Annotated in this window: 17 protein-coding genes; 7 read left to right on the top strand and 10 right to left on the bottom strand. The window is 65.4% G+C overall.

All coding sequences use genetic code 11. From position 1 onward, the window contains the following. Positions 1–126: 126 nt before the first annotated feature. The 6 genes from ABIE08_RS11555 to ABIE08_RS11530 all read right to left on the bottom strand — a co-directional run bounded on the left by ABIE08_RS11555 (position 127) and on the right by ABIE08_RS11530 (position 10,630). A complete protein-coding gene (locus tag ABIE08_RS11555; RefSeq protein ID WP_354551071.1) occupies positions 127–279 on the bottom strand; it encodes a hypothetical protein in 153 nt (50 codons plus the stop codon). Positions 280–407: 128 nt separating this feature from the next. Then, positions 408–1,118: a helix-turn-helix transcriptional regulator gene (locus ABIE08_RS11550; RefSeq protein WP_354551070.1), complete on the bottom strand. Its 711-nt coding sequence runs from the start codon at positions 1,116–1,118 to the stop codon at positions 408–410. 472 nt (positions 1,119–1,590) lie between these two features. Continuing rightward, positions 1,591–6,858 (bottom strand): beta strand repeat-containing protein, encoded by a 5,268-nt coding sequence (locus tag ABIE08_RS11545; protein ID WP_354551069.1) that lies wholly within the window; start codon positions 6,856–6,858, stop codon positions 1,591–1,593. Between the two features lie 245 nt (positions 6,859–7,103). Continuing rightward, the gene (locus ABIE08_RS11540; RefSeq protein WP_354551067.1) at positions 7,104–7,787 is read right to left on the bottom strand and encodes a response regulator transcription factor; all 684 of its coding nucleotides are present in this window, start codon (positions 7,785–7,787) and stop codon (positions 7,104–7,106) included. Beyond that, positions 7,781–9,604 (bottom strand): sensor histidine kinase, encoded by a 1,824-nt coding sequence (locus tag ABIE08_RS11535; RefSeq protein WP_354551066.1) that lies wholly within the window; start codon positions 9,602–9,604, stop codon positions 7,781–7,783. The genes ABIE08_RS11540 and ABIE08_RS11535 overlap by 7 nt, the downstream gene beginning before the upstream one ends. A 297-nt stretch (positions 9,605–9,901) precedes the next feature. Beyond that, the gene (locus ABIE08_RS11530) at positions 9,902–10,630 is read right to left on the bottom strand and encodes a GntR family transcriptional regulator (RefSeq protein ID WP_354551065.1); all 729 of its coding nucleotides are present in this window, start codon (positions 10,628–10,630) and stop codon (positions 9,902–9,904) included. A 263-nt stretch (positions 10,631–10,893) separates the two neighbouring features. Here ABIE08_RS11530 and ABIE08_RS11525 point away from each other — a divergent pair, with 263 nt between their 5' ends. The 7 genes from ABIE08_RS11525 (at position 10,894) to ABIE08_RS11495 (ending at position 18,270) form a co-directional block, all read left to right on the top strand. Beyond that, complete coding sequence (locus ABIE08_RS11525; protein ID WP_354551064.1) at positions 10,894–11,703, top strand: carbon-nitrogen hydrolase family protein; 810 nt, start codon at positions 10,894–10,896, stop codon at positions 11,701–11,703. A gap of 30 nt (positions 11,704–11,733) precedes the next feature. Continuing rightward, positions 11,734–12,705 (top strand): cyclase family protein, encoded by a 972-nt coding sequence (locus tag ABIE08_RS11520; RefSeq protein ID WP_354551062.1) that lies wholly within the window; start codon positions 11,734–11,736, stop codon positions 12,703–12,705. A 155-nt stretch (positions 12,706–12,860) separates the two neighbouring features. Beyond that, the gene (locus ABIE08_RS11515; protein ID WP_354551061.1) at positions 12,861–13,937 is read left to right on the top strand and encodes an ABC transporter ATP-binding protein; all 1,077 of its coding nucleotides are present in this window, start codon (positions 12,861–12,863) and stop codon (positions 13,935–13,937) included. Positions 13,938–13,972: 35 nt separating this feature from the next. Then, a complete protein-coding gene (locus tag ABIE08_RS11510; protein ID WP_354551674.1) occupies positions 13,973–14,875 on the top strand; it encodes an ABC transporter permease in 903 nt (300 codons plus the stop codon). Between the two features lie 6 nt (positions 14,876–14,881). Then, positions 14,882–15,730 carry an ABC transporter permease gene (locus tag ABIE08_RS11505; RefSeq protein ID WP_354551060.1) on the top strand — a complete coding sequence of 283 codons (849 nt, stop codon included), beginning with the start codon at positions 14,882–14,884 and terminating at the stop codon, positions 15,728–15,730. Positions 15,731–15,854: 124 nt separating this feature from the next. Then, complete coding sequence (locus tag ABIE08_RS11500; RefSeq protein WP_354551058.1) at positions 15,855–17,090, top strand: ABC transporter substrate-binding protein; 1,236 nt, start codon at positions 15,855–15,857, stop codon at positions 17,088–17,090. 91 nt (positions 17,091–17,181) lie between these two features. Further along, the gene (locus ABIE08_RS11495) at positions 17,182–18,270 is read left to right on the top strand and encodes an ABC transporter ATP-binding protein (protein WP_354551057.1); all 1,089 of its coding nucleotides are present in this window, start codon (positions 17,182–17,184) and stop codon (positions 18,268–18,270) included. A 96-nt stretch (positions 18,271–18,366) separates the two neighbouring features. Here ABIE08_RS11495 and ABIE08_RS11490 read toward each other — a convergent pair whose 3' ends face one another. The 4 genes from ABIE08_RS11490 to ABIE08_RS11475 all read right to left on the bottom strand — a co-directional run bounded on the left by ABIE08_RS11490 (position 18,367) and on the right by ABIE08_RS11475 (position 21,078). Continuing rightward, the gene (locus ABIE08_RS11490) at positions 18,367–19,077 is read right to left on the bottom strand and encodes a L,D-transpeptidase family protein (RefSeq protein ID WP_436409546.1); all 711 of its coding nucleotides are present in this window, start codon (positions 19,075–19,077) and stop codon (positions 18,367–18,369) included. Between the two features lie 319 nt (positions 19,078–19,396). Further along, positions 19,397–19,885, bottom strand: a complete 489-nt coding sequence (locus ABIE08_RS11485) for an SRPBCC family protein (protein ID WP_354551056.1) — start codon at positions 19,883–19,885, stop codon at positions 19,397–19,399. Beyond that, positions 19,860–20,216 (bottom strand): ArsR/SmtB family transcription factor, encoded by a 357-nt coding sequence (locus ABIE08_RS11480; RefSeq protein ID WP_354551055.1) that lies wholly within the window; start codon positions 20,214–20,216, stop codon positions 19,860–19,862. The genes ABIE08_RS11485 and ABIE08_RS11480 overlap by 26 nt, the downstream gene beginning before the upstream one ends. Positions 20,217–20,376: 160 nt before the next feature. Beyond that, on the bottom strand, positions 20,377–21,078 hold the full coding sequence (locus tag ABIE08_RS11475; protein ID WP_354551053.1) for a VIT1/CCC1 transporter family protein: 702 nt from the start codon (positions 21,076–21,078) through the stop codon (positions 20,377–20,379). Positions 21,079–21,111: the final 33 nt, after the last annotated feature.

Raw genomic sequence — 21,111 nt, 5'->3', positions numbered from 1 at the left:
CGCCTGGCTTGGCGTCAGAGAAGCATCCGGCAGAGGGGGCAAACAACTCCGGTAAATTACGTAGCGGTAAAAGGTGAAGCTAAACGACCGCTTCTTGCCTGGGATCTGCAGGGCAGGAGCGGGCGACTAGTCGTCCTTCGCATCCGAGACCGGGGATTTCCGGGTCCCCTTTGGGCGTGCCTGGCTGTGGCAGCGGCGAGCTTGGTGCAGGGCCTCGATCAGGGTATTGGCGAGTTCCGGCTCCCCCAGCGCTTCCGCCTCATGCACCAGAAGCGACAAGTGCCGTTCCATTTCCGCTAGGCGCTCATGTGGCTGCATGATCGGGCTCTCCTCGATCTCTTATAGGCCGATCGCCTTGACGTCTCAAAGATATTGATGGGTCTGCCGCCTGGGCGCGACGCCTTGCCCTAGAGGGAGGCGAATATGGCGGCGGCTTGGGTCCGGGTGCTGACTTCCAGCTTCTTCAGGATTTCGATGACGTGATAGTCGATCGAGCGCTTGGTCTGCCCGAGGATGACCGCAATCTCGGTGTTCGTCTTGCCGCCTGCCATCCAATTCAGGATTTCCCGCTGCAGCGGGCTGAGCGAGCGGTATTTCGCGCTGCCAACCGAAGTCTGCCCCGAGATCAGTCCGATCGCCGCGGCGCGCTGGGTCGCCACCATGCCGAGGATCGCGGCGGCCTGGGTGACATCCTTGTGATGCTCTCGAGCGGACCAGGACAGCAGCGTCAGGGCGCTGATCTGGTCTGGTTTGGCGAGCAGCGGAACGGTGACGCCGCTCACCAGCCCCGACGATTGCACATATTCAAGATAATCGAACCGGTTCTGGGCCTGCCACGTCGCATGGGTCCAGTGCAGAGGGGCTCCGCTGCTGGCGGCATAGTCGAGCAAGGGATCCCGTTCGGACCATCCGTTACGCTCGTAGGCCACGAGGTCGTCATAGGACCAGTTGGTCAGGGTGGGGTCGGTCATGAACTGACCCTTGGCCGTCTTCTCGGAACCCAGATTGAAACTGTCGAATCCCAGCGATTGTACAGCGGAGTGAATGACTGATTTCAACTCGATTTTGTCATTCGCGTTGCAGATGTCGGCCACGGCCTTTGCGGTTATATCCAGCAAGTGCAATAGAATTCTCCAGTCCGACCAAGTTATTGTTCCTGTCGTGCTGGGTACATTGGGGTTGGGTCCGCGTTATCAAATTACCATTTCGTTAGACTTGGCTATGCTGCGACAATTCGATGCGTATTGGGAAATACCTTGACGGCCAGGCACCGCAGGCCAGCCGGAAAATGTCGTGTAATCCCTTGGGATGTTCAGGCGGCGGGCGGCCTCCAGGCCGATGGTCGGCCGATCATGCGCGGCGCGGTGACGCATGTCGCGTGGTTTCTGCCGGCTGCCGATACCGGCCCGCAAACAGATCAGCCCGGCCCCATCCCGAAGGAGAGGGCCGGGCTGTGAAGGATCAGGCGCGAGGACGCAGCATTGGCGCGTCCGGCTTCAGGCCGAAGGCCGCTCGCGTCTTCCGGTTCCGCCCGCGTATCCATTCGCAGGCAAACCGGAAGACGTCGCGCCACCCCCCGGCGTTGGGTTGTTACCAGCGACCGACCAGGCCGACCGTCCCCTGATAGGAGGTCAGATCGCCGCTCAATCCGTAGGCTCCCTTGAAGTTGGTCGACAGGGTCAGGCCTTCGAGAATGTCGGCCTGAAGACCTGCGCGCATTTCCGCCTGCGTGCCGCCCCAGCCGGTATTGAAGGCGAAATTGTCGACGGTGACCGTCTTGTCGCCAAGCGCGTCATAGGCGACCGCGACGTCGAGATAGGGCTGCAGCCACTCGTAACGGCCTTCCGTGCGCAGGCCGCCCCGCACCATCAGCGAATTGCCGTCGTTGAACGTGACGCTGTCGACCCAGGCGCTCTCGACATCGCCAAAGCTGGTCGTCTGGTAGACCAGCTGCGCCCAGGGCGTGAAGCGGATCTTGTCGACGTTCACGCCATAGCCGGCTTCCAGCGCAGCGGTCGCGGTGTTGGCGTCGACGGTCAGCTTGCTGGCCGCGGTCGGGCTGAACGTCCAGTCGCTCCAGCCATACTGGCCGATGGCGTCGACATAGGCATCGCCCGACGTCCAGTTCACATGCAGGCCGGCCGAGTAGAGGCTTCCGTCCAGCTTGCCGATACCGGTCTCGGTGGTGACATCGCTGCTCGAATTGCCATAGGAGCCGATGACGCCGGCGCGGACATTGCCGAACCGCACGAAGTCGGTGCCGAACTGGCCGAAGGTCAGCGTCTGCGTGGAGGAGACCGTCTCGTTGACCTCCGTCCGGTTGACGCCGAAGCGGCCCCAGATCGGCGATCCGTTCGCATTTTCATCCGCCTGAAGGCGGTCGATATAGGTGCCGAGAATGTCCCGGTTGGCCTGGTCGATCGTGCCGGCGAGGGCGGCGACACCGTAGGTTTCGTCCTGGATGAACGAGCGGATGCCATAGACGGTCATGGAGTCGGCAACGAAGAAATCCTCTTCGGTCAACCAATCCGTTTCCGTCGCGCCGGTGCCGCTGACCAGCGCCTCGGCGCTGGCAAGCCGGGTGCGGGTGTCGAGAACGACCTCGTGGCCATTCTGCGTGTAGCGGTTCGCCTGCACGACCTCGCCTTCGACGTTGCCGCCGACGCGGAGCAGTTCGATATCCTCGATCTTGCCCAGCGCTGCCGAACGCGACACGCCATAGCCGGCCAGGGTGACGGGCAGGGTGCCTGTCAAATCGCCCGCGACATTGACCTGGTCGTAGTCGACGCCGGCCTGCGGCGCCAGGCTGCCGAACACGACCTCGAACTTCGAGGCGGCGAAACTGTCGGCGTTCAGATTGCCGCCGATATCGATGACGCCCGGCGACGCGCCCGGGGAGATCAGCCCGTTCAGGTCCAGATTGCCATGGATGTAGGAGTTGCCCGTGATGGCGCCGCCCTGCACCGAGGCGTTGCCCGTGACTTCCAGCGGACCGGCGATGCTGGAGCCGGATTCGAGCAGCAGGTTGCCGTCGATCGTGCTGCCGGTCTCGAACACGGCCGAGGCGCCCGTTCCGACCGTGAAGCTGCCGGTGTCGGCACGTCCCTGCCAGCTCGAGCCCGTGTTGAGCGCCACGGTGGTGGTGCCCGCGCCGGTGCGCGCATCGCCGTCGAGGATGTCGCCATTGGCGACGCCATTGGTGGCGATGGTGAAGTTGACGATGCCGTCCGAGCCGACGCCGGAGCGGTCGACCTGCAGCAGCACGCCATTATTGGCGACGATGGTCGTGCCCGCGCCCAGCTTGATGTTGGCGGTCTTGCCGGCCTCGTCGAAGCTGGCATAGGCGGTGGCGACGCCGGAGTTCAGGCTCGCCTGCTCGATCTCGATGCCGCCGCCATTGACGACCGAGACGGCCGGCTTCGAGGCGCCCGCATCGATCGAGCCGCCATGGACGAGGATCTTGCCGCCGCTGGCGGCCTGGAGGCCGGTGTTGATCGTGGCCGCCTGGAACGTCTGCTCTCCGCCCGAGACCGTCAGATAGCCGGTGCCGTCGACCGAGCCCGAGAAGGTGGTCGAACCATGGGTGATCGCAAGCGACTGGTCGCCGAGCACGATGGCGCCGAGCCCGGACAGGGTGCGGATCGAGGAGCCATTGTCGGTTTCGGAGATGTCGAAGGTGCCGGCGAGCGCCAGCTCCGACGACTCGGCGATGCTGCCCGTGCCTTCCAGCGCCAGCGCCGAACCGGAGGCGACGGTCGTCTTGCCGCTATAGCTGTTGCTGCCGGAAAGCGTCTGGGTGCCGCCAGCGACCGTGACGCCGCCGGCGCCCTCGATGCCGCCGGCAAAGGTGGTGGAGCCGTTGGTGACGGTCAGCGTCTTGCTGCCGAGCAGAACCGCGCCAACCCCGCTGAGCGTGACGAGCGAAGCGCCATCATCGGTTTCCGAGATGTCGAAATGACCGTTCGCCTCGACGCCAGACGACGAGGCGACGGTGCCCGACCCTTCCAGCGCCAGCGTGGCGCCATCGTCGATCTGGGTCTGGCCCGTGTAGCCATTGGCGCCGGAGAGCGTCTGGGTGCCGCCGGAGACCTTGACGCCGCCCGAGCCGTTGATGGCGCCGGCAAAGGTCGTCGAGCCGTTGCTGACCGTGAGCGTCTTGGTTCCCAGCGCCACAGTGCCGACGCCGCTCAGCGTGACCAGCGAGGCGCCATCACCGGTTTCGCTGATGTCGAAGATGCCATCCGCCTGGAGGCCCGACGAGGCCGCGATGCTGCCCCATCCCGTCAATGCCGCCGTCGCGCCGGCGTCGATCTTCGTTTTGCCGGTATAGGTGTTGGTGCCGGAGAGGGTCTGCGTGCCGCCCGAGACGGTGACGCCGCCCGTGCCGCCGATGGCGCCGGCGAAGGTGGTGGAGCCTTCGGTGATGGTGAGCGTCCGGGACCCGAGCGCCACGGTGCCGACGCCGCTCAGGGTGATCAGCGAGGCCCCTTCATCGGTGGCGGAGATGTCGAAATGGCCATTGGCGACCACCTCCGAAGAGGTCGCGATGCTGCCATTGCCGGAGAGCGCGGCGGTCGCGCCGGCGTTGATCTGGGTCTTGCCGGTATAGGTGTTGGTGCCCGAGAGGGTCTGCGTGCCGCCCGAGACGGTGATGCCGCCCGTGCCGCTGACCACGCCCGCGAAGGTGGTCGAGCCATTGGTGAGCGTCAGCGTGTTGGCGCCCAGCAGGACGTTGCCCGAGCCATCCATGGTGACCAGCGACGTACCGCCGGACAGAGCCGACATGTCGAAATCGCCGTCGATTGTCGTCTTGGACGAGGATGCGATGGTGCCATTGCCCTGCAAGGCCAGCGTGGTGCCGGCCTTGACCGTGGTCGTGCCGGAATAGGTATTGGCGGCGGAGAGCACGATGGTGCCCTGCGTCGTCCCGTCGCCCAGGACCAGCGAGCCGTTCGACAGGACGCCCTTCATGTAGACGAGGTTGTCGCCGTCCGCGCCGCCATTGTTGACGATGGTGCGTTCGCCGCCATTGAGATTGATGGCGTTCTTGAAATGGACATCGGCATTGGCCGAGTCTGATCCGAACAGCAGCGACGATCCCGCGCCGACGAAATTGCCGCTGTCCCAGGTCAGCGTGGCGCCGTTGTTGAGATTGACCGTGAGATCTCCGCCTTCGGCCGCAAAGCCGCCCGATCCCGTCCATTGCAGGCGATTGGATGCGGCGCCGAGATAGCGGTTGAAGGTGCCGTTGCTCTGGAAGATGCCGCCGGCGAGATTGATGTTGCTGTTGCTGTTGACGCCGCCGCCGTCGATCGCCTGCAGCACGCCGCCCGAGATCTTGGTCTGGCCAGTATAGGTGTTGGCGCCGTTCAGGATGACGAGGCCGCTCTGGATGTTCAGGCCGGCGCCCTGGCCGCTGGCGATCGAGGTGCTCGAAATGCTGGCGGCGCTGTTATCGGCGATGGTGCCGTTGAAGACGATCGTGTTGCCCGCGCCGGCATTCAGATTGACAGTCGAACCCTTCATCATGAACAGGTCGGTGCCGGCCGCTTCGCCGGCCTGGCCGCCATTCTCGCTTGATCCGCCGAAGACGCTGTTGCCGTCGAAAGTCGCGTTGCCCGAAATGTTCAGCGTGCCGCCACTGGCAACGAAGATCGCGCCGCCATAGCCGGAGCCGCCGCCGCCGCCCGTGCCGTTCGACGTGCCGTTGCCGGTGCTGCCGACGCCCGCACCGAAGCCGCCCGCGCCGCCTTTGCCGCCATCGCCGTCATGATCGCCATGGACGGCATTGTCGCCGTCCGCGCCACCGGCGCCGCCAGTGCCGCCGAGACCACCGCCGGCGCCAAAGCCGCCGGCGCCGCCCAGGCCGCCCTCGCCCCCATTGCCGCCCGCAGCACTTGTCGCGACGCTGGTCGCGTCGCCGCCATCGCCGCCGTTGCCGCCCGCGCCGCCGCCCTGTCCGAAGGCGCCGGCGCCGCCGGTTCCACCGATTCCGCCAGCACCACCGGCGCCGGCCGCGCCGAGCTCGTAGCTGGTGACCTGGATCGCCAGCAGATAGGCGGTCTCATAAGCTGCCTGTGTCAGTTCTCCGGTGCTCTCCGCCGTGGCCTCCGCCGCCAGCGACGTGAAGGTCGCTGCCATGGCGGTCAGCGCGCCTGCCAACGCCGGATTTGCCGCCGTGACGACGCCACCACCGGACGAGGCTGCGGCCGCCGCCGTCGCGAGCTCGGTGGCGACCGCCGTGTAGAAGCCCGCCGTCGTGGAATTGCCGAGCGCGTCGAACGTGGCCTTGGCCTGGTCGACGATGGTCTTGGCGATATCCGCCGTTGTCGCCGAGCCGTCCGAACCGTCGCCGCCCGCGCCGCCGCGGCCGCCGGCGCCGGTCGTACCGGCCCCGCCCGTGAAGCCGTTCTGGCCGTTGGTGCCGTTGCCGTCATTCAGATAGGCAGCTCCGGCCTTGGCGTCGGCGCCGTTGGTGCCGTTCGTGCCCGCCGTTCCCGCGTTGACGCCGTTCAGCGTGCCGCCGGTCGAGCCGACGCCGCCGGTGCCGCCGACCACGGTATTGCCGAGGAAATCGACATTGTTGATGTTCACCGTCGCGCCATTGCCGACGTAGATCGCGCCACCGAGTCCCGCGCCGCCACCGCTGCCGGTGCCGCCCGTGGTCGTCTGGCCGGAATAGGCCTCATTGGAAATCGTGGTCGTTCCGTTGAGATACATCTCGCTGGCGCGGGCCGAACCGCTGCCGGCGTCGATCGCGGAGAGAGCGGCGATGCTCAAGGCGAGCGCGGAAACGCCGGCCAGCGAGCGCTGGCGAAGCAGGAAAATACGGCCCGCCGGCGCGCGACGATGGTCCATTCCAAGGTGGTTGTCGCAAGGGAGCGCGACGACGTTCGGCGCCGATGGCATGAGGTATTTCTCCGCAGATTGCCTGTGATCCGACTCACAGCTGCGGGACGGTAACACTGCGGAAACCGCGAAAATTACCGTTCGTTACAGGGCGCCCTGGCCTTGATCTTCATCCAGATACCCTATGTATATCAAAGGCTTGTCGAATGTGCGGCGTGTCCTCGTGCTTGCGCGGGTTCAGCTTCGGAAATGCCTCACGAAAGCCGGATCGGCACGAGCAGCTGATAGCCCCAGTTGCGGATAGCCCGGATCGAGCGCGGGTGGCCGGTGACTTCCGTCAGCTTCTTTGTCAGGCGAAAGATCATCACGCGGATGGCGCCGCGTCCGTCGGATTGCTCCATGCGCGGGAAGATCTCCAGGATCTGCCAGACCTCGAGCCGGCCGTCCGGGGCACGGGCGAAAGCCGCGAGGAGCGACGCTTCCTGGCTGGAAACGCCGACCGAACCGAACTCGCCGCGCAGCGTCAGCGTTCTCGCCTCCAGCGCCAGTCCCGATTGGGCCATGGCCGCGGGCTTCAGCCGACGCGCCAGCGACTGGATCGCGGCGCGCAATTCCTCGAACGACACCGGCTTGGTCAGGTAGATGTCGGCGCCGCTTTCATAGCCGGCCGTCCGGTCGGCTATGCGGTCGCGGGCGGTGACCATGACGATGCCGATCTCCGGCTGCACGCGCCGGATGCGCTGAGCCAGGCTCATGCCGTCCTCGCCGGGAAGGTTGAGATCGACCACCATCAGATCGATCGCAAGCAGCTGATGCTGTTCGGTCAGCGCCTCGGCGCAGTCGAGGCCGACGACGGAATGGCCTTCCCCGCGCAGGATTCCCACGATCGCGCTGCGAAGATCGTCATTGTCCTCGATGACGACGATGTTCATCAGCATGGCAGGCGCAGGCTGAAGCGAACCTTCCCCTCGACAACCTCATGCGCCATCGCCCCGCCCAGCAACCTGGCGATGCCCTGAACGATGTAGAGCCCGAGGCCCGACCCGCTTTTCCGGTGCGCGCCAGGCCCGCGATAGTATTTGTCGAACAGGCGGTCGGGGTCGGGCAGGGCGGCGGCGGGCCAGTTCTCGACCGCGATGCCGACGCTTCGGTCGCCGTTGTCCTCGCCGGGTTCGATGCGGATCGCGACCGGCGATTGGGGCGGCGAGTATTTCAGCGCGTTGTCGACCAGATTGTCCAACAGCACTTCGAGCAGCGCGCGATCCGTTTCGACGGCGGCGACCGCGCCGGGATGGAGTTCCAGTCGCTCCGGTTCGGACGAACGCGCGGCGACCTCGTGGAGTAGCGCCTCCATGTCGAACGGTTCGCGGTGCAGCCGCAATTGGCCGTGCTCCAGGCGGTCGGCATAGCTGCAGCGATCGACGATGTCGTTCATGTTGTCGATCGCCGTCTCGATGAGCCTTCGGGGCTCGCCTTCGCCTTTCATGGAGACGAGCGCCAGGCGCGCGACCGAGAGCGGCGTCTTGATCTCGTGGGTGAGCATGGCGAGAAACTGCCGCTTCATCTCCATCTGGTCGTTCTGCAATTCGAGCCGCTGCTGCGCCAGGCTGAGCTGAAGCTTGGCTTCCTGGATCTGGCGGCGGCGAGCGCTGGCCCGGAGATAGAGCAGCAGGAACATCGCAAGCGCCGAGCAGAGCCCCATGAGGAGCGAGCTCTCCAGGCTCCACTGCGTCGCCTTCATCAGGCCGAGATAGTGGCCGTTGGTGAAGACCAAGGCGAGGGTCAGCCCGGTGTAGACGATGCGGAGCCAGGTTCTGCCCGGCAGCGCATCACGGCGGGCCGAGAAGGCCAGGAAGATCAGGGTCGGCGCGACCAGCATCATGACGATGGCGTTGAGCTGCAATCCCGGCTGCGGAATCCCGACAAGCACGAACCCGACCGCGATGACGTCGAGGAGGATCAGAGCATTCAGCATTCCCCGGGCAACGAAATGCGGCGCGAAGGGAAGAACCAGCGCCCGGTGAAACAGAAGTGATGTCAGCGCGACAAGGCAAACCATGACGCTGGTGAATTCGTCGACGTAGTAGGACAGCGCCTCGGGCAGGAACGGCGTCAGCATCCCGGTGATGGCGAGGGTGTAGAGGATGTAGACGGGCTGCGAGACCAGGAACCAGTGCAGGGCGATGTCGCGGCCATTGACCAGTTCGCCGGCGGCGCTGAGCAGAACCCACAGCATGATCGCCAAATAGAAGATCATCACGACGGTGAAGTGGCGGTCCAGCCGCTCCGCCACCACCGGCTCGTAGGCGTGCACGTCGAGCACCGACGAACTGGTGGTTTCCAGGCGCAGATAATAGGTGCTGCCGGCGGGTGCCGGCTGGATCCGGAAGGCAAGCGGCACCGCGGCGACGCCGCGCTCGTGAAACGGCGTGCGGTCGCCGGTCTGCTCCCGGCTCCACTCGCCTGGGCGCTCCGGATCCTGCCAGAACAGCGTCACCTCATCGAGAAAGGTGGGGCGAATTCGAAGGATGAGTTCGCCGCCTTCGTCGGCGGCCCGGATGTCCAGCCGGAGCCAGTGCGCGGCCTTGGTATAGCCGCCGGTCAGGATCGACGGCTCGGGCACGAAGGTCCCCGTGACGGCCTGCTCGATCGTGAAAGACGCGTCCGGATCGACCAGAACGGCCTTTTCTGTGACGTGATCTTCCTCGGCGAATGCGGAAAGCGTGCCGCTGGCCAGCGCCAGCAGCAAGAGCATCACTCGAATCACTTTGGCGGCCCCCCGGCCAGATATTCGGTCGGGAGAGCCCCTCTACCCACGGCCCGATCCCGACATGATTCCGCGCCGGGTGGCCCTCACGCGGCCTGGCGCATCGTCGGCCGGAACGGAAGTCCGGCCCGACGATGGCCGGCAAGTTTTCACATCCGCGGGAAATCGTCGACCATTTTTGCTCGCGCCTTAACCGAGCGTCGCACGGGATTGGTGGCATGCGGGGGTGATGGCGTGCCGTCGATCCGGCATTCCCGAAGCCATTCCGGCGGTGTCGGAAGGCGGTCAGGCTTCGGTATTGAGGGAGAGAACGTCGACATAGAGCGGTCCAAAAACGGTGCCTGCCTCGGCGTCGCCGGTCTCCTTGACGACGAGGGCCCGGACGCTGGTGACGAGGTGGTCGCGCATGGCGGCAGCGGCCCCGGTCGGGTTGTTCCTGGCGATCTCCTCGTAGATCCGCTCGTGATCGCGATAGATCGAATCCATCTCGCGCGTGAAGCCGCCCGAGGTGCCACCGGCGATCATCTGCTGGTCGAAGAGGTTGTCGAGGATGCCTGCCAGCCGCCGGCTGCCGGAGATCAGCGCGATGGTGCGATGGAAGCGCGCGTCCGGCTCGAGATGCGCGCGGACATTGGTCGAGGTCGACTTGTACGCTTCCTCGACCTCGTCGAGCGACTGGCGCAGCTTGCGCAGTTCCGGCGGTGTGATCCGCATCGCCGCGCGGTAGGCGGCGGGCACTTCGAGCAGCACGCGCAGGCTGAAGATTTCCTCCAGATCATGCACGGTCGTTTCCAGGATCCGCGCGCCGCGATTGCGCTCGAAGCTGATCATGCCGAGCTCCTCGAGCTTCAGCATGGCCTCGCGCACCGGGGTGCGAGAGACGTTGAGCTTCTCGGCGATCTCCTGGACCGAATGCAGGCTGCCGGGCGCGAATTCGCCGACGACGATCGCATTGCGGACGATCTCGAAGACCCGTGTCGCGAGGCTCTTCTGATGCAGGTCTGTGCTTTTCATCAAGGTTCGCTTCTCGGTGAGCCGGCGGTCGATTTCTGGCGACACGATACCGGTAGGTCGCATGGATCACACCCATGCAGCGCAGGATTGTGCCCGGAAACCGGATGTTTTCACCGCCATCCCCGGTTGATGCGCGTGAATGATCAGGATTTCACCTATCGCTCAACAAGGCGTCGGCGTGCGCCGCGTTTCTGTGCATTCGAGTCGTTGACTTGCATGTGTAGTGTGACATGCTACTCCCATCATACACGCACGGAGCCATGATGAAAATCGCGGTTGCACAGGTCGGATCGATCAAGGGCGCGGCGGCAGAAAACGCGGAAGCCGTGGTTCGCTGGATCGAGCAGGCGGCGTCGGAGGGCATCGTCCTCACGGTTTTCCCGGAGTGCTGCCTGACCGGTTACGTCTACAACGACCGGTCCGAACTCGAGGCGGCGGCGATCGCGGCGACGGGGCAGGAGATCGAGCGGATCCGGGCGGCCTGCGCCGAGCTTTCCATGCATGCGGTCGTCGGACTGTTCGAGGCGGATGGCGGCCATGTCTACAACACCGCGCTGCTGATCGGACCGGAAGGCGTCATCGGCCGGCATCGCAAGCGCCATCTGCCGTTCCTCGGCGGCGATCGCTTTGTCGACCAGCCGGAGGGCATCGAACCGGCGGTGTTCGACACGCTGGTCGGCAAGATCGGCCTGGCGATCTGCTACGAAATCCGCTTCCCGGAAGTGGTGCGCACGCTGGTGTTGAGCGGCGCCGAGATCGTGGTGCTGCCGACCAATTGGCCGGTCGCGTCGCGGATCCTGGCCGATCTGTTTACTCCGGTCCGGGCCGCCGAGAACTTCGTCTATTTCCTGGCGGCCAACCGCAATGACAGCGAGGACGGCACCACCTTTCTCGGGTCGAGCCAGATCGTCGATCCGATCGGCAAGGTAATTGCTCATGCCGGGACGGAGACGGGCCTGTTCGCGGCCGAGGTCGACCTGGACCGGGCGCGCAACAAGACGATCATCTTCGAGTCGGGGGAATTCGAGATCGCGCCGTTCAAGGATCGGAAGCCCGAAACCTATCGACTTTGAGCCAATAAGAGACGGAGAGGGGATATCGGTATGTGTGTTGCTTGTTACGTGGATGCGGCGACGAAAGACAAGATCATCGCCTATAATGCCGAGTTCCATAAGGTAACGAAGAGTCCGTTCGGCAAGAACGACCAGATCGGCATGCTCAACCTGATCGATGGGGAATCGCGTTCGGCGATCCTGAGCCGGGCCGATGCCAGCAAGGTCTTCGATCTCTCGGTCGATCATTTCATCGGCATGCCGGGCTGGTTCGGCGCCGGTGACCAGCCCTACCAGATCTGGATGACGCATACGCCGGCCGGCGAGATCGTCGCGGACAGCATGAACAAGGGCATTGAGGCGAATACGCTGGTCGCCTATTCCGGCGACGGCATCTCGATGTACACCCATTGCGGCACGCATATCGATACGTTGAACCACTTCGGCTATAACGGGAAGATCTTCAACGATTACAGCGCCAAGGATCACCTTGGCAGCCGCAGCTGGAACGTCGCCGGCCCGGAACTGCATCCGCCGATCTTCGCGCGCGGCGTGATGCTCGATGTCGCCGCGCTGCATGGCGTCGACGTCCTGCCGCCCAGCCACGCCATCGGCGAGGATGACCTCAAGGGCTGCCTGGCGCACCAGAACATCAAGCTAAACCTTGGTGACGTCGTGCTGATCCGCACGGGGCAGATGCGGCTCTGGCCGGACATGGCCTTCGTCGCCAATACGCCCGGCATCAACCGCGAGGGCGCGGAATTCCTGGCCAAGAACGGCGCCATCATGATCGGCGCGGACAACCTTACCGTCGAGCAGACGCCGACGCTGGATCCGATCAACTTCTTCCCGGTCCACACCTACCTCCTGGCGGAGGCTGGCGTGCCGCTGCTCGAGATGATCAATCTCGAGGAGATGTCGGAGGCGCGCTGCTACGAGTTCGCCTTCTTCGGCGCCTGCATCAAGCTGCGTGGCGCGACGGGCGCGCCGATGCGCCCGGTGGCGATGCCGCTGTCCAACTGATCGATCGCGGCGCGCCCCAAGGGGTGGCCGCGCTCCATGACGAACACCGCATCCAGGAACCGGCAGCGCCTCATCAGGGCCGCTGCCGGGAAGGCAGACATGCGTCCGCAGAGACGCGGCCTTCGCCCGGACGTCGAATGCAGGGAACCAGAGCCATGTCACCATTGCTGCAGTTGCACGCCGTCGAAAAGGGCTTCGGCGGAACGCCGGTTCTCCGGGGGATTAATCTCGCACTCAGCGGCGACAGCTATATCTCGCTGCTGGGCCCGAGCGGCTCGGGCAAGACCACGCTTCTGCGCGTCATCGCCGGGTTCGACGAGCCGGATCGCGGCGACGTTATCCTGGATGGCAAGCGGGTCGACGATGTTCCGACCTATCAGCGCAACATCGGCTTCGTGTTCCAGAATTTTGCGCTGTTCCCGCATCTGAGCGTCGCGCGCAACATCGGCTTCGGGCTGGAGAACCGAGCCATCGGCGCGATGCCGGCGGCCGAGCGGCGCGACCGCGTCGCGGCGATGATCGAACTGGTCGGCCTGACGGGGCTGGAGGATCGCGGCATCGCGCAGATTTCCGGCGGCCAGCGCCAGCGTGTGGCCCTGGCGCGGACGCTGGTCACGGAGCCGAAGCTGGTGCTGCTCGACGAGCCGCTTGGCGCGCTCGACGCCAATCTCCGGACACGCATGCGCGACGAACTGCGCGCCATTCGCGAACGGCTCGGTGTCACCTTCCTGCATGTGACCGGCAGCGAGACCGAGGCGCTGGCCATGGGCGATACGGTGATCGTACTCGCCAATGGGCGGATCGCCCAGTCCGATCTGCCGGACACGATCTACAGCCAGCCGGCCAGCGCAGAAATCGCGCGTTTCCTCAATTGCTACAATATCTTCCCCGGCGTTCGCGACGGCGGCGAGTTCGTCGGTCCCGCCGGCCGCTTCGCGATTGCCGCCGCCTCGGTCCGCTCGGTTGATACGGCGCCGGCCTATGCCATCCGGCAGGACAAGATCGCGGTGAAGCCGCAGGGGGCAGGGGCGGGCGACGGCGAGGAAAGCGTCGGCGGCACCTTCATCGCCAGCGAATATTCCGGCGCCGCAGTGCTTTCCTTCTTCGCCCTCGACGATGGCCGCGTGATCGAGGTCGAGGACCATCTCAGCCTCCGCGAGGCGCCGGCCTATGCCGAGAAGCAGCGCTACAGCCTGACCTGGCAGACGCGCGACGCGCTGGTGTTCGCGTGAGCGCGCCGTTGGACAAGGGACAGCCTTCCATGACGATGACCACCACCGCCGCTGCCGCCGAACTCCCGGCCGCCCAGTCCACCGCCCGCCGGTCGCGCCAGCGCACGGCCTATTGGCTGATCGCGCCGGGCGTCCTCTGGATGCTGCTGTTCCTCGTCCTGCCGATCGGCATGATCCTCTATGTCTCGTTCTGGACCCAGACGACCTTCGCCATCCAGCCAGTGCTGACGACGAAGAGCTGGACCACCTTCTTCTCCAGCGACACCTATCTCTCGGCGCTCTGGACCACCGTCCGGATCTGGCTGACCGTGCTGTTCGCGACCATCCTGGTCGGCTACCCGGCGGGGCTGTTCGTCGGCCTGTTCGTCAAGAACAGGACGCTGCAGACGGTGCTGCTGACGCTCTGCGTCATTCCCTTCTGGACCTCGTTCCTGATCCGCGTGCTGGCCTGGCGGCCGATGCTCGGCAAGGAAGGCGCGATCAACATCGTGCTGCAATGGCTCGGCATCACCAGCGCGCCGATCGATGCGCTGCTGTTCTCCGAGCTTTCGGTCGTGATCGGCATGACCCAGATCTACTGCGTGTTCATGGTCGGCCCGATCGCCTTCATGCTCGGCCGCATCGATCCCAACATCATCGAGGCGGCGCGCGATCTCGGCGCCGGCTTCGGCCGCATCTTCCGCACCATCATCCTGCCGTTGTCGCTGCCGGGCGTCGTCGTCGGCTCGATCTTCGTCTCGGTCATGGTGTTGGGCGAGTTCGCAACCTCGGCGGCGCTGTCGGGCCGCAAGGTCAACCTGCTCGGCAACATCATCGTGACCCAGGTCGGTTCGCTGAAATGGGCCTTCGCCTCGGTGATCGGCGTGGTGCTCACCCTCATCATCGGTGTCGTCGTGGCGGGTCTGCTGCGCGTCGTGAACCTGCGCAAGGAGCTCTGAGCGATCATGCAGTCGACATTCGTGAAGCCAGCGCTCGGCCTCTACATCGTCCTGTTCCTGACCTTCCTCTATGCGCCGATGGTGGTGCTTGCCATCATCTCCTTCCAGACGGGACCGGAAGGCGGGCCGCAATTCCCCATCGTCGAGTGGTCGACCTACTGGTATCGCCACCTTCTCGGCCTGGTGCCGCCCAGCCGCATCGCACCGCTGCCGGTCGGCTCCGGGCTGCTGCGCTCGCTGGCGCTCGCCTTCATGACCATGGTCGTCTCGACTACGCTCGGCGTCATGTCGGCCCAGGCTTTCCGCAGCCGCTTCAAGGGCTCGGGCGTCGTCTTCTACCTGATCGTGCTCGGCATGATGGTGCCGGGCCTGCTGGTCGGCCTCGGCATGTCGCTGGTCTCGAACGTGCTGGGCATCGACCGGCATTGGTGGGGCACGGCTTTCGTCCTGCACGTCGTCTACACCTATCCCTTCGCCTTCCTCGTGATGCTGGCGATCTTCAACCGCTTCGACCAGAGCGTCGAGGAAGCGTCCTGGTCGCTGGGCGTATCGCCGGCGCGGACCTTTCGAAAGGTGACGTTCCCGCTGATCTTCCCGGGCGTGCTGTCGGCGATGATGTTCGCCTTCACGCTCAGCTATGACGAGTTCTCGCGCACGCTGTTCGCCTCCGGCCGCGACCTGACGCTGCCCTTGGCGATCTACGGCACGTTCTCGGTCGAGATCCATCCCAACATCTTTGCCTTCGGCGTGCTGACGACCCTGTTCTCCTTCGCGCTGCTCAGCGTCTACGGGGTGCTGATGGGCCTGTCCGTGCGGCGCGCCAAGCAGGTTGCAGTCCAGGAGGAGGCGGCCTGACCGCCCGCCCGTCATTCAAGAAGGAGGCGGCTCTTCCGCCTCGTCCCCCGCGTGTTCCGGCCCCGCCGCCTGACGGGTGCCGGTCATAACAAAAGCAGCAGGCAAAACCAGACCGAGGTGGACCATGAACAAACAAATGGAGATGACGCGTCGCTTCCTGCTCAAGGGTGCGGGCGCAGGTGCAATGGCGGTTGCGGCGGGCAGCGTGCCCTTCGCCTCGGCCTCGCGGGCCTTCGCTCAGGACAGCGCGCTGGCAAATGAGAGCCTGCGCACGATCGGCCTGTCCGTGACCGTGCAGGAACGCATCCTGGCCGACTTCAAGACCGCATCGGGCGTCGGCTCGGTTTCGGGAACGGCCTCGACCCACCCCGACGCGCAGACCAAGATCCTTTCCGGATCGGCCGACTATGATTGCTGGGAAACCAATGTCGAACGGCTGCCGGCCGTCGTCATGACCAACAATGTCGAAGCCGTGCCGGTCAGCGCCCTGAAGAACTGGGCCAACATTCGCGACACCTTCACCAAGCCGAACGACAAGTGGGCCGCCAACGCGCAGATCACCGGCCAGATCTGGGCCGATGAAGGCCAGACCAAGCTCTGGCTGGTGCCCGCCGTCTACAACTACGATTCGGTCGGTTACAATCCCGAGATCGTTTCCGACGAGGAAGCCAACAGCTGGACGGCGCTGTTCGACCCGAAGTGGAAGGGCAAGTCCGGCCTCAACACCGATCCGCTGACGGCGCTCGGCCAGGTGTTCATGGCGATGAACACGCTCGGCCTTTCCGACGTGAAGAACCCGGCCAACCCGTCGCCCGCCGAGATCGACGAGGCGATCAAGTTCCTGATCGCCAAGAAGAAGGACGGTCAGTTCCGTGCGCTCTGGGGCGATTTCGGCGAGCTCGTCAACCTGCTGGCATCGGGCGAGATGGTCGTCTGCGACGCCTGGCAGCCGGCGGTCATGGCCGTCAAGGCGCAGGGCAAGGCCTGCCGGTACGCCGTGCCGAAGGAAGGCTATCGCGGCTGGGCCATCGGCCCGGCCATGCTCGCTTCCTCGCCCAACAAGGAAGCGGTCGCCGCCTATGCCGATTACTGGCTGTCGGGCCCTCCGGGCATCGCCGTTTCGGAGCAGGGCTACTACTCGCCCTCGACCAATCTGAAGCAGTTCATGGCGCCGGAAAAATATGCCTTCTGGTACGAGGGCAAGCCCTGGGTCGGCGCGCCCGAGCGCGGCATCAAGGAAGGCGATCTGCGCGACGGCGGCTCACTGGAGCAGCGCGCGGCCAATGTCGCCTACTGGCACCAGTGGCCGGAGGAATATGACCACCTCGTACAGAAGTGGGACGAATTCCTCAGCGCCTGACGCGGCTTCCACCAATTGGAGCGGCGTTTGTCGACGCCGCTCCTCCAACCGAATGCGCGATCGCGTCCGCGCCCGGCACCAGGAGACTCCCGTGGGCTACGATCTCGAACTGATCAATCTCGGCAAGACCTATGACGACGGCACCACCGCCGTCGCCAATTTCGACCTGTCGGTGACCAAGGGCGAGTTCATCGCCTTCCTGGGACCGTCGGGCTGCGGCAAGACGACGACGCTGCGGATGATCGCGGGGTTTGAATCGATCACCTCGGGCGACATCCGCATTCGTGGCCAGCGGGTCAATGACCTGCCGCCGGAGCGCCGCCCGACCTCGACGATCTTCCAGAGCTACGCGCTGTTCCCGCACATGACCGTCCGCCGCAACATCGGCTACGGCCTCGAAGTGAAGGGCATGGCCAAGGCCGAGCGCGACGACAAGGTGGAACGCATGATCGCCAATCTGGGGCTGGAGGACATTGCCGATCGCCGCCCCGACAAGCTCTCCGGTGGCCAGAGGCAGCGGATCGCGCTCGCCCGCGGCCTGGTGGTCGAGCCCGATATCCTGCTGCTCGACGAGCCGCTCGGTGCGCTGGATGCCAATCTGCGCAAGTCGATCCAGAACGAGCTGAAGCTGCTGCAGCGCACGCTGGGCATCACCTTCGTCTTCGTCACGCATGCGCAGTCGGAGGCGCTGTCGCTCTCGGACCGGATCGTGGTGATGAATCGCGGCCGCGTCGAGCAGATCAGCCGGCCGCACGATCTATACACCCGGCCCAACACCGCCTTCGTGGCGCAGTTCATCGGCCGCAATACGGTGTTTGATGGCGTCATCGGGACGGTCGAGGGCGGGCATGTCGCAGTCGATACGCCAATCGGCCGGCTGGTCGGCGTCGCCAATGGCGCGATCGCCGCCGGTGAGCGCGCCAAGATCGTCATCCCGGCCGAGGCGATCGACCTCAAGGTGCGGGGGGCCGGCGATGTGCAGTCTGGCAACGCCATCGCCGCGCGGATCGCTCGCAGCCATCGGGTCGGCAATGTGCGGCGCCTGGCCGTGGTGCTGCCGGATGCGCGCACCGTCGCGCTCGAGGCGCATGTCGACAAATATCCGGATGACACCTTCGCCGACGGTCGCGACCTCGTCCTGACCTGGCTGCCCGACCGCGCCACCGTGATCGCGGCCTGAGTGGGCCAAGGCCACGGCGAAACCAAGATCGAGGCGTCTGCCGCTGCTTGACGGCAGACTGCCCCGGACCCGATGGGCTGCCTCGTCGGCTCTCGCCTAGGCGGGGAGGACGAGCACCTTGGTGTTGACCGGCGTGCGCGCATAGAGGTCGAGCATGTCCTGCGTCAGCAGGCCGGTGCAGCCGCTGGTCACGCCGGTTCCGATCGAGCGGGCCACGCGGGTGCTGTAGATCGTGTAGAGCGTGTACTTGCCGTCCTGATAGAGATAGAGCGTGCGCGCGCCGAGCGGATTGTCGGGGCCCCCCGGCATGCCGGCGGCATATTTTCCGGCCTCGGGCTGGCGCGCGATCATCTCCTTGGGCGGCGTCCAGGTCGGCCATTCGGCCTTGCGCCCGACATAGGCCTCACCGCTCCACAGGAAACCCTCGCGGCCGACATTGGCGCCGTAGCGGGTGGCATTTCCGTCGCCTTCGATGCGATAGACGTAATGCTTGGCGGGGTCGATGATAATCGTGCCCGGCGCTTCCTTGCTGGGATAGCGCACGGTGCGGCGGTAATATTTCGGATCGACCTTGCTGATATCGACCGCGGCGATCGGGAATTTGTCGCCGGCCACCGGTCCGTAGGCGCGAACCGCCTCGGCGTGGCTCATACCGCCCGATGACGCGCAACCGGTCAGGCTCAGCGCACCGAGACCGAGGGCGGAACCCAGCAGAAACGATCGGCGGTTAAGCTGCCCCGGCCCGGCTTCGGGCAGAGCTTCCTCAGGCAGCGCATCGCCACCGGCAAACATACGGTCCATGATCATGATGTCGGAGTGTCCCATGTCCTGTTGCCCGCCCCCCGAAAGACTTCGGCGCACAGCAGCGAAAATCTTGCCGAACTGACATTGCCGCCAAACCGCTCGATTGGCAAACGCAGCGTGTCGCTGCGTCGCCATGTCATGGCTCAGCGTTGCAAAAGGGTCGCGAAAACTAGCCGTGCAGCGGGTTGGCGATCGGGGCGCCGAGCCGAAGTGCGTGAAGCGAATCTGGAAGCCGGCGCGCTGCGGCGAGCAGGCCATCGGCCCGACTCGCACCTCGCGGCTGTCCGGGAACGGGCAGAGCCCGATCAGCTGCTATACAGGCTCATCTATCCAGCCAGGCGGCGAGCCCGTCTAGCGTCTGCAGCCCATATTCCACCGCGCCGAAGCCGATGACCTCCCGACGCCGCTGGGCGCTCGGATGCAACTGGCGCAAGGTCAGGACCGTCTTGCCGTCAGACTGTTCGTCGAACGTCACGGTCATGCGAAAGCGCTCGGGATCGTCGTCGGCGGGCATGCCATAGTCCATCACGATCCGCTCGTTCGGCACGATCTCGAGAAAGCGCATCAGGTTGGGGAAGCGCTGCTCCCGGCCTTCGAACATGCCCACCATGTCGAACCGCCAGAGCCCGCCCTCGCGGATATCGGCCTCGTGGCTTTCGATGCGAAGGCCGGCCGGGCCATACCATTCGGCCAAGGCCGCGGGGTCCATCCAGGCGGCGAACACCTTTTCGCGCGGGTGATCGAGAAGCTTCACCAGCACGATTTCCCGATCCAGCGACCAGGTCTCAAACAGATTTGTCATATCCTTCATCCTCCGCCTCCCTCTTGTCCAAATAGGCTTCCAGCCGATCCAGCCGCTGGGCCCAGCGTCGACGCTCCGCTTCCATCCAGTCCGCCGCTTCCTCGAAGCGCGGCTGCACCAGCCGGCACCAGCGGCTGCGGCCGCGTTTCTCGCTGGCGATCAGGCCGCAATCCTCCAGCACCTTGAGATGCTGGACGAAGGAAGGCAGCGCCATGTCGAAAGGCTCTGCCAGCGCGCTGACCTGCGCCTCGCCCTCGGCCAGCCGCGAGACCACGGCGCGACGCGTCGGGTCGCTGAGTGCGTGGAAGGCGAGATCGAGTGGCGACGAATGGTAAGGCATGTGCCTTAGTATCAGGGCCTGCGCAACCGGTCAAAGAAAATGAGAGGACCTGGGTTCGGGGGAGGGCGCTTCAGCCCGATCGGGACCGGGGAGGCGGAGGTTGGCCGCTCCGGTGCCGTCTTGCCGCTTGGGTGTTTCCTGTCTTGAACGCGACGGCGCGTCAGACGACCGTGCCGAAGGCCGCGCCGATGCCGGCGGTGATTGCCATGGCGATCGCGCCCCAGAAGGTCATGCGGATGGTGGCTTTCAGCACATTCGCGCCACCGGCCTTGGCGCCGATGGCACCGAGCAGGGCCAGAAAGGCGAGCGAGGCGATCGACACCGCCGGCACCACCCAGGAAGCCGGCGCTATCAACGCTGTCAGCAGCGGCATCAGTGCGCCGACGGAGAAGGTCGCGGCCGATGCCATCGCCGCCTGGATGGGGCGGGCCGTGGTGATCTCGGAAATGCCGAGCTCGTCGCGGGCATGCGCGCCGAGCGCATCCTTTGCCATCAGTTGCTCGGCCACCTGGCGGGCGAGAGCGCTGTCCAGCCCTCTCTGCTCATAGATCTGGGCGAGTTCCTGTCGCTCGGCCTCGATATCGGTCGCCAGTTCCGCCCGTTCCCGGTCGAGATCGGCGTTTTCGGTGTCGGCCTGCGAGCTCACCGAAACATATTCGCCGGCGGCCATCGACATGGCGCCCGCCACCAGGCCGGCGATGCCCGCCAGCAGGATTTCGCTCGGCCCGGACGCCGCCGCGGCGACTCCGACGATCAGGCTGGAGGTCGAGAGGATCCCGTCATTGGCCCCGAGCACCGCCGCTCGGAGCCAGCCGATGCGATGGACCAGATGGTTTTCCCGGTGGGTCAAATGACGTGGCATCTTCGGTTTCCTGGGTGCGGGAGGGAAGCGGGG

This window comes from Kaistia defluvii (assembly GCF_040548815.1).
Lineage (GTDB): Bacteria > Pseudomonadota > Alphaproteobacteria > Rhizobiales > Kaistiaceae > Kaistia > Kaistia defluvii_A.
This window is presented reverse-complemented; position numbering and strand designations above follow the sequence as displayed.

Coding starts and splice junctions, on each gene's coding strand:
- ABIE08_RS11480 (WP_354551055.1), bottom strand. CDS start 20,216: ATGCCTTACCATTCGTCGCCACTCGATCTCGCCTTCCACGCACTCAGC.
- ABIE08_RS11505 (WP_354551060.1), top strand. CDS start 14,882: ATGCAGTCGACATTCGTGAAGCCAGCGCTCGGCCTCTACATCGTCCTG.
- ABIE08_RS11535 (WP_354551066.1), bottom strand. CDS start 9,604: ATGCTCTTGCTGCTGGCGCTGGCCAGCGGCACGCTTTCCGCATTCGCC.
- ABIE08_RS11485 (WP_354551056.1), bottom strand. CDS start 19,885: ATGAAGGATATGACAAATCTGTTTGAGACCTGGTCGCTGGATCGGGAA.
- ABIE08_RS11530 (WP_354551065.1), bottom strand. CDS start 10,630: ATGAAAAGCACAGACCTGCATCAGAAGAGCCTCGCGACACGGGTCTTC.
- ABIE08_RS11540 (WP_354551067.1), bottom strand. CDS start 7,787: ATGCTGATGAACATCGTCGTCATCGAGGACAATGACGATCTTCGCAGC.
- ABIE08_RS11545 (WP_354551069.1), bottom strand. CDS start 6,858: ATGGACCATCGTCGCGCGCCGGCGGGCCGTATTTTCCTGCTTCGCCAG.
- ABIE08_RS11525 (WP_354551064.1), top strand. CDS start 10,894: ATGAAAATCGCGGTTGCACAGGTCGGATCGATCAAGGGCGCGGCGGCA.
- ABIE08_RS11490 (WP_436409546.1), bottom strand. CDS start 19,077: ATGATCATGGACCGTATGTTTGCCGGTGGCGATGCGCTGCCTGAGGAA.
- ABIE08_RS11510 (WP_354551674.1), top strand. CDS start 13,973: ATGACCACCACCGCCGCTGCCGCCGAACTCCCGGCCGCCCAGTCCACC.
- ABIE08_RS11500 (WP_354551058.1), top strand. CDS start 15,855: ATGAACAAACAAATGGAGATGACGCGTCGCTTCCTGCTCAAGGGTGCG.
- ABIE08_RS11520 (WP_354551062.1), top strand. CDS start 11,734: ATGTGTGTTGCTTGTTACGTGGATGCGGCGACGAAAGACAAGATCATC.
- ABIE08_RS11475 (WP_354551053.1), bottom strand. CDS start 21,078: ATGCCACGTCATTTGACCCACCGGGAAAACCATCTGGTCCATCGCATC.
- ABIE08_RS11515 (WP_354551061.1), top strand. CDS start 12,861: ATGTCACCATTGCTGCAGTTGCACGCCGTCGAAAAGGGCTTCGGCGGA.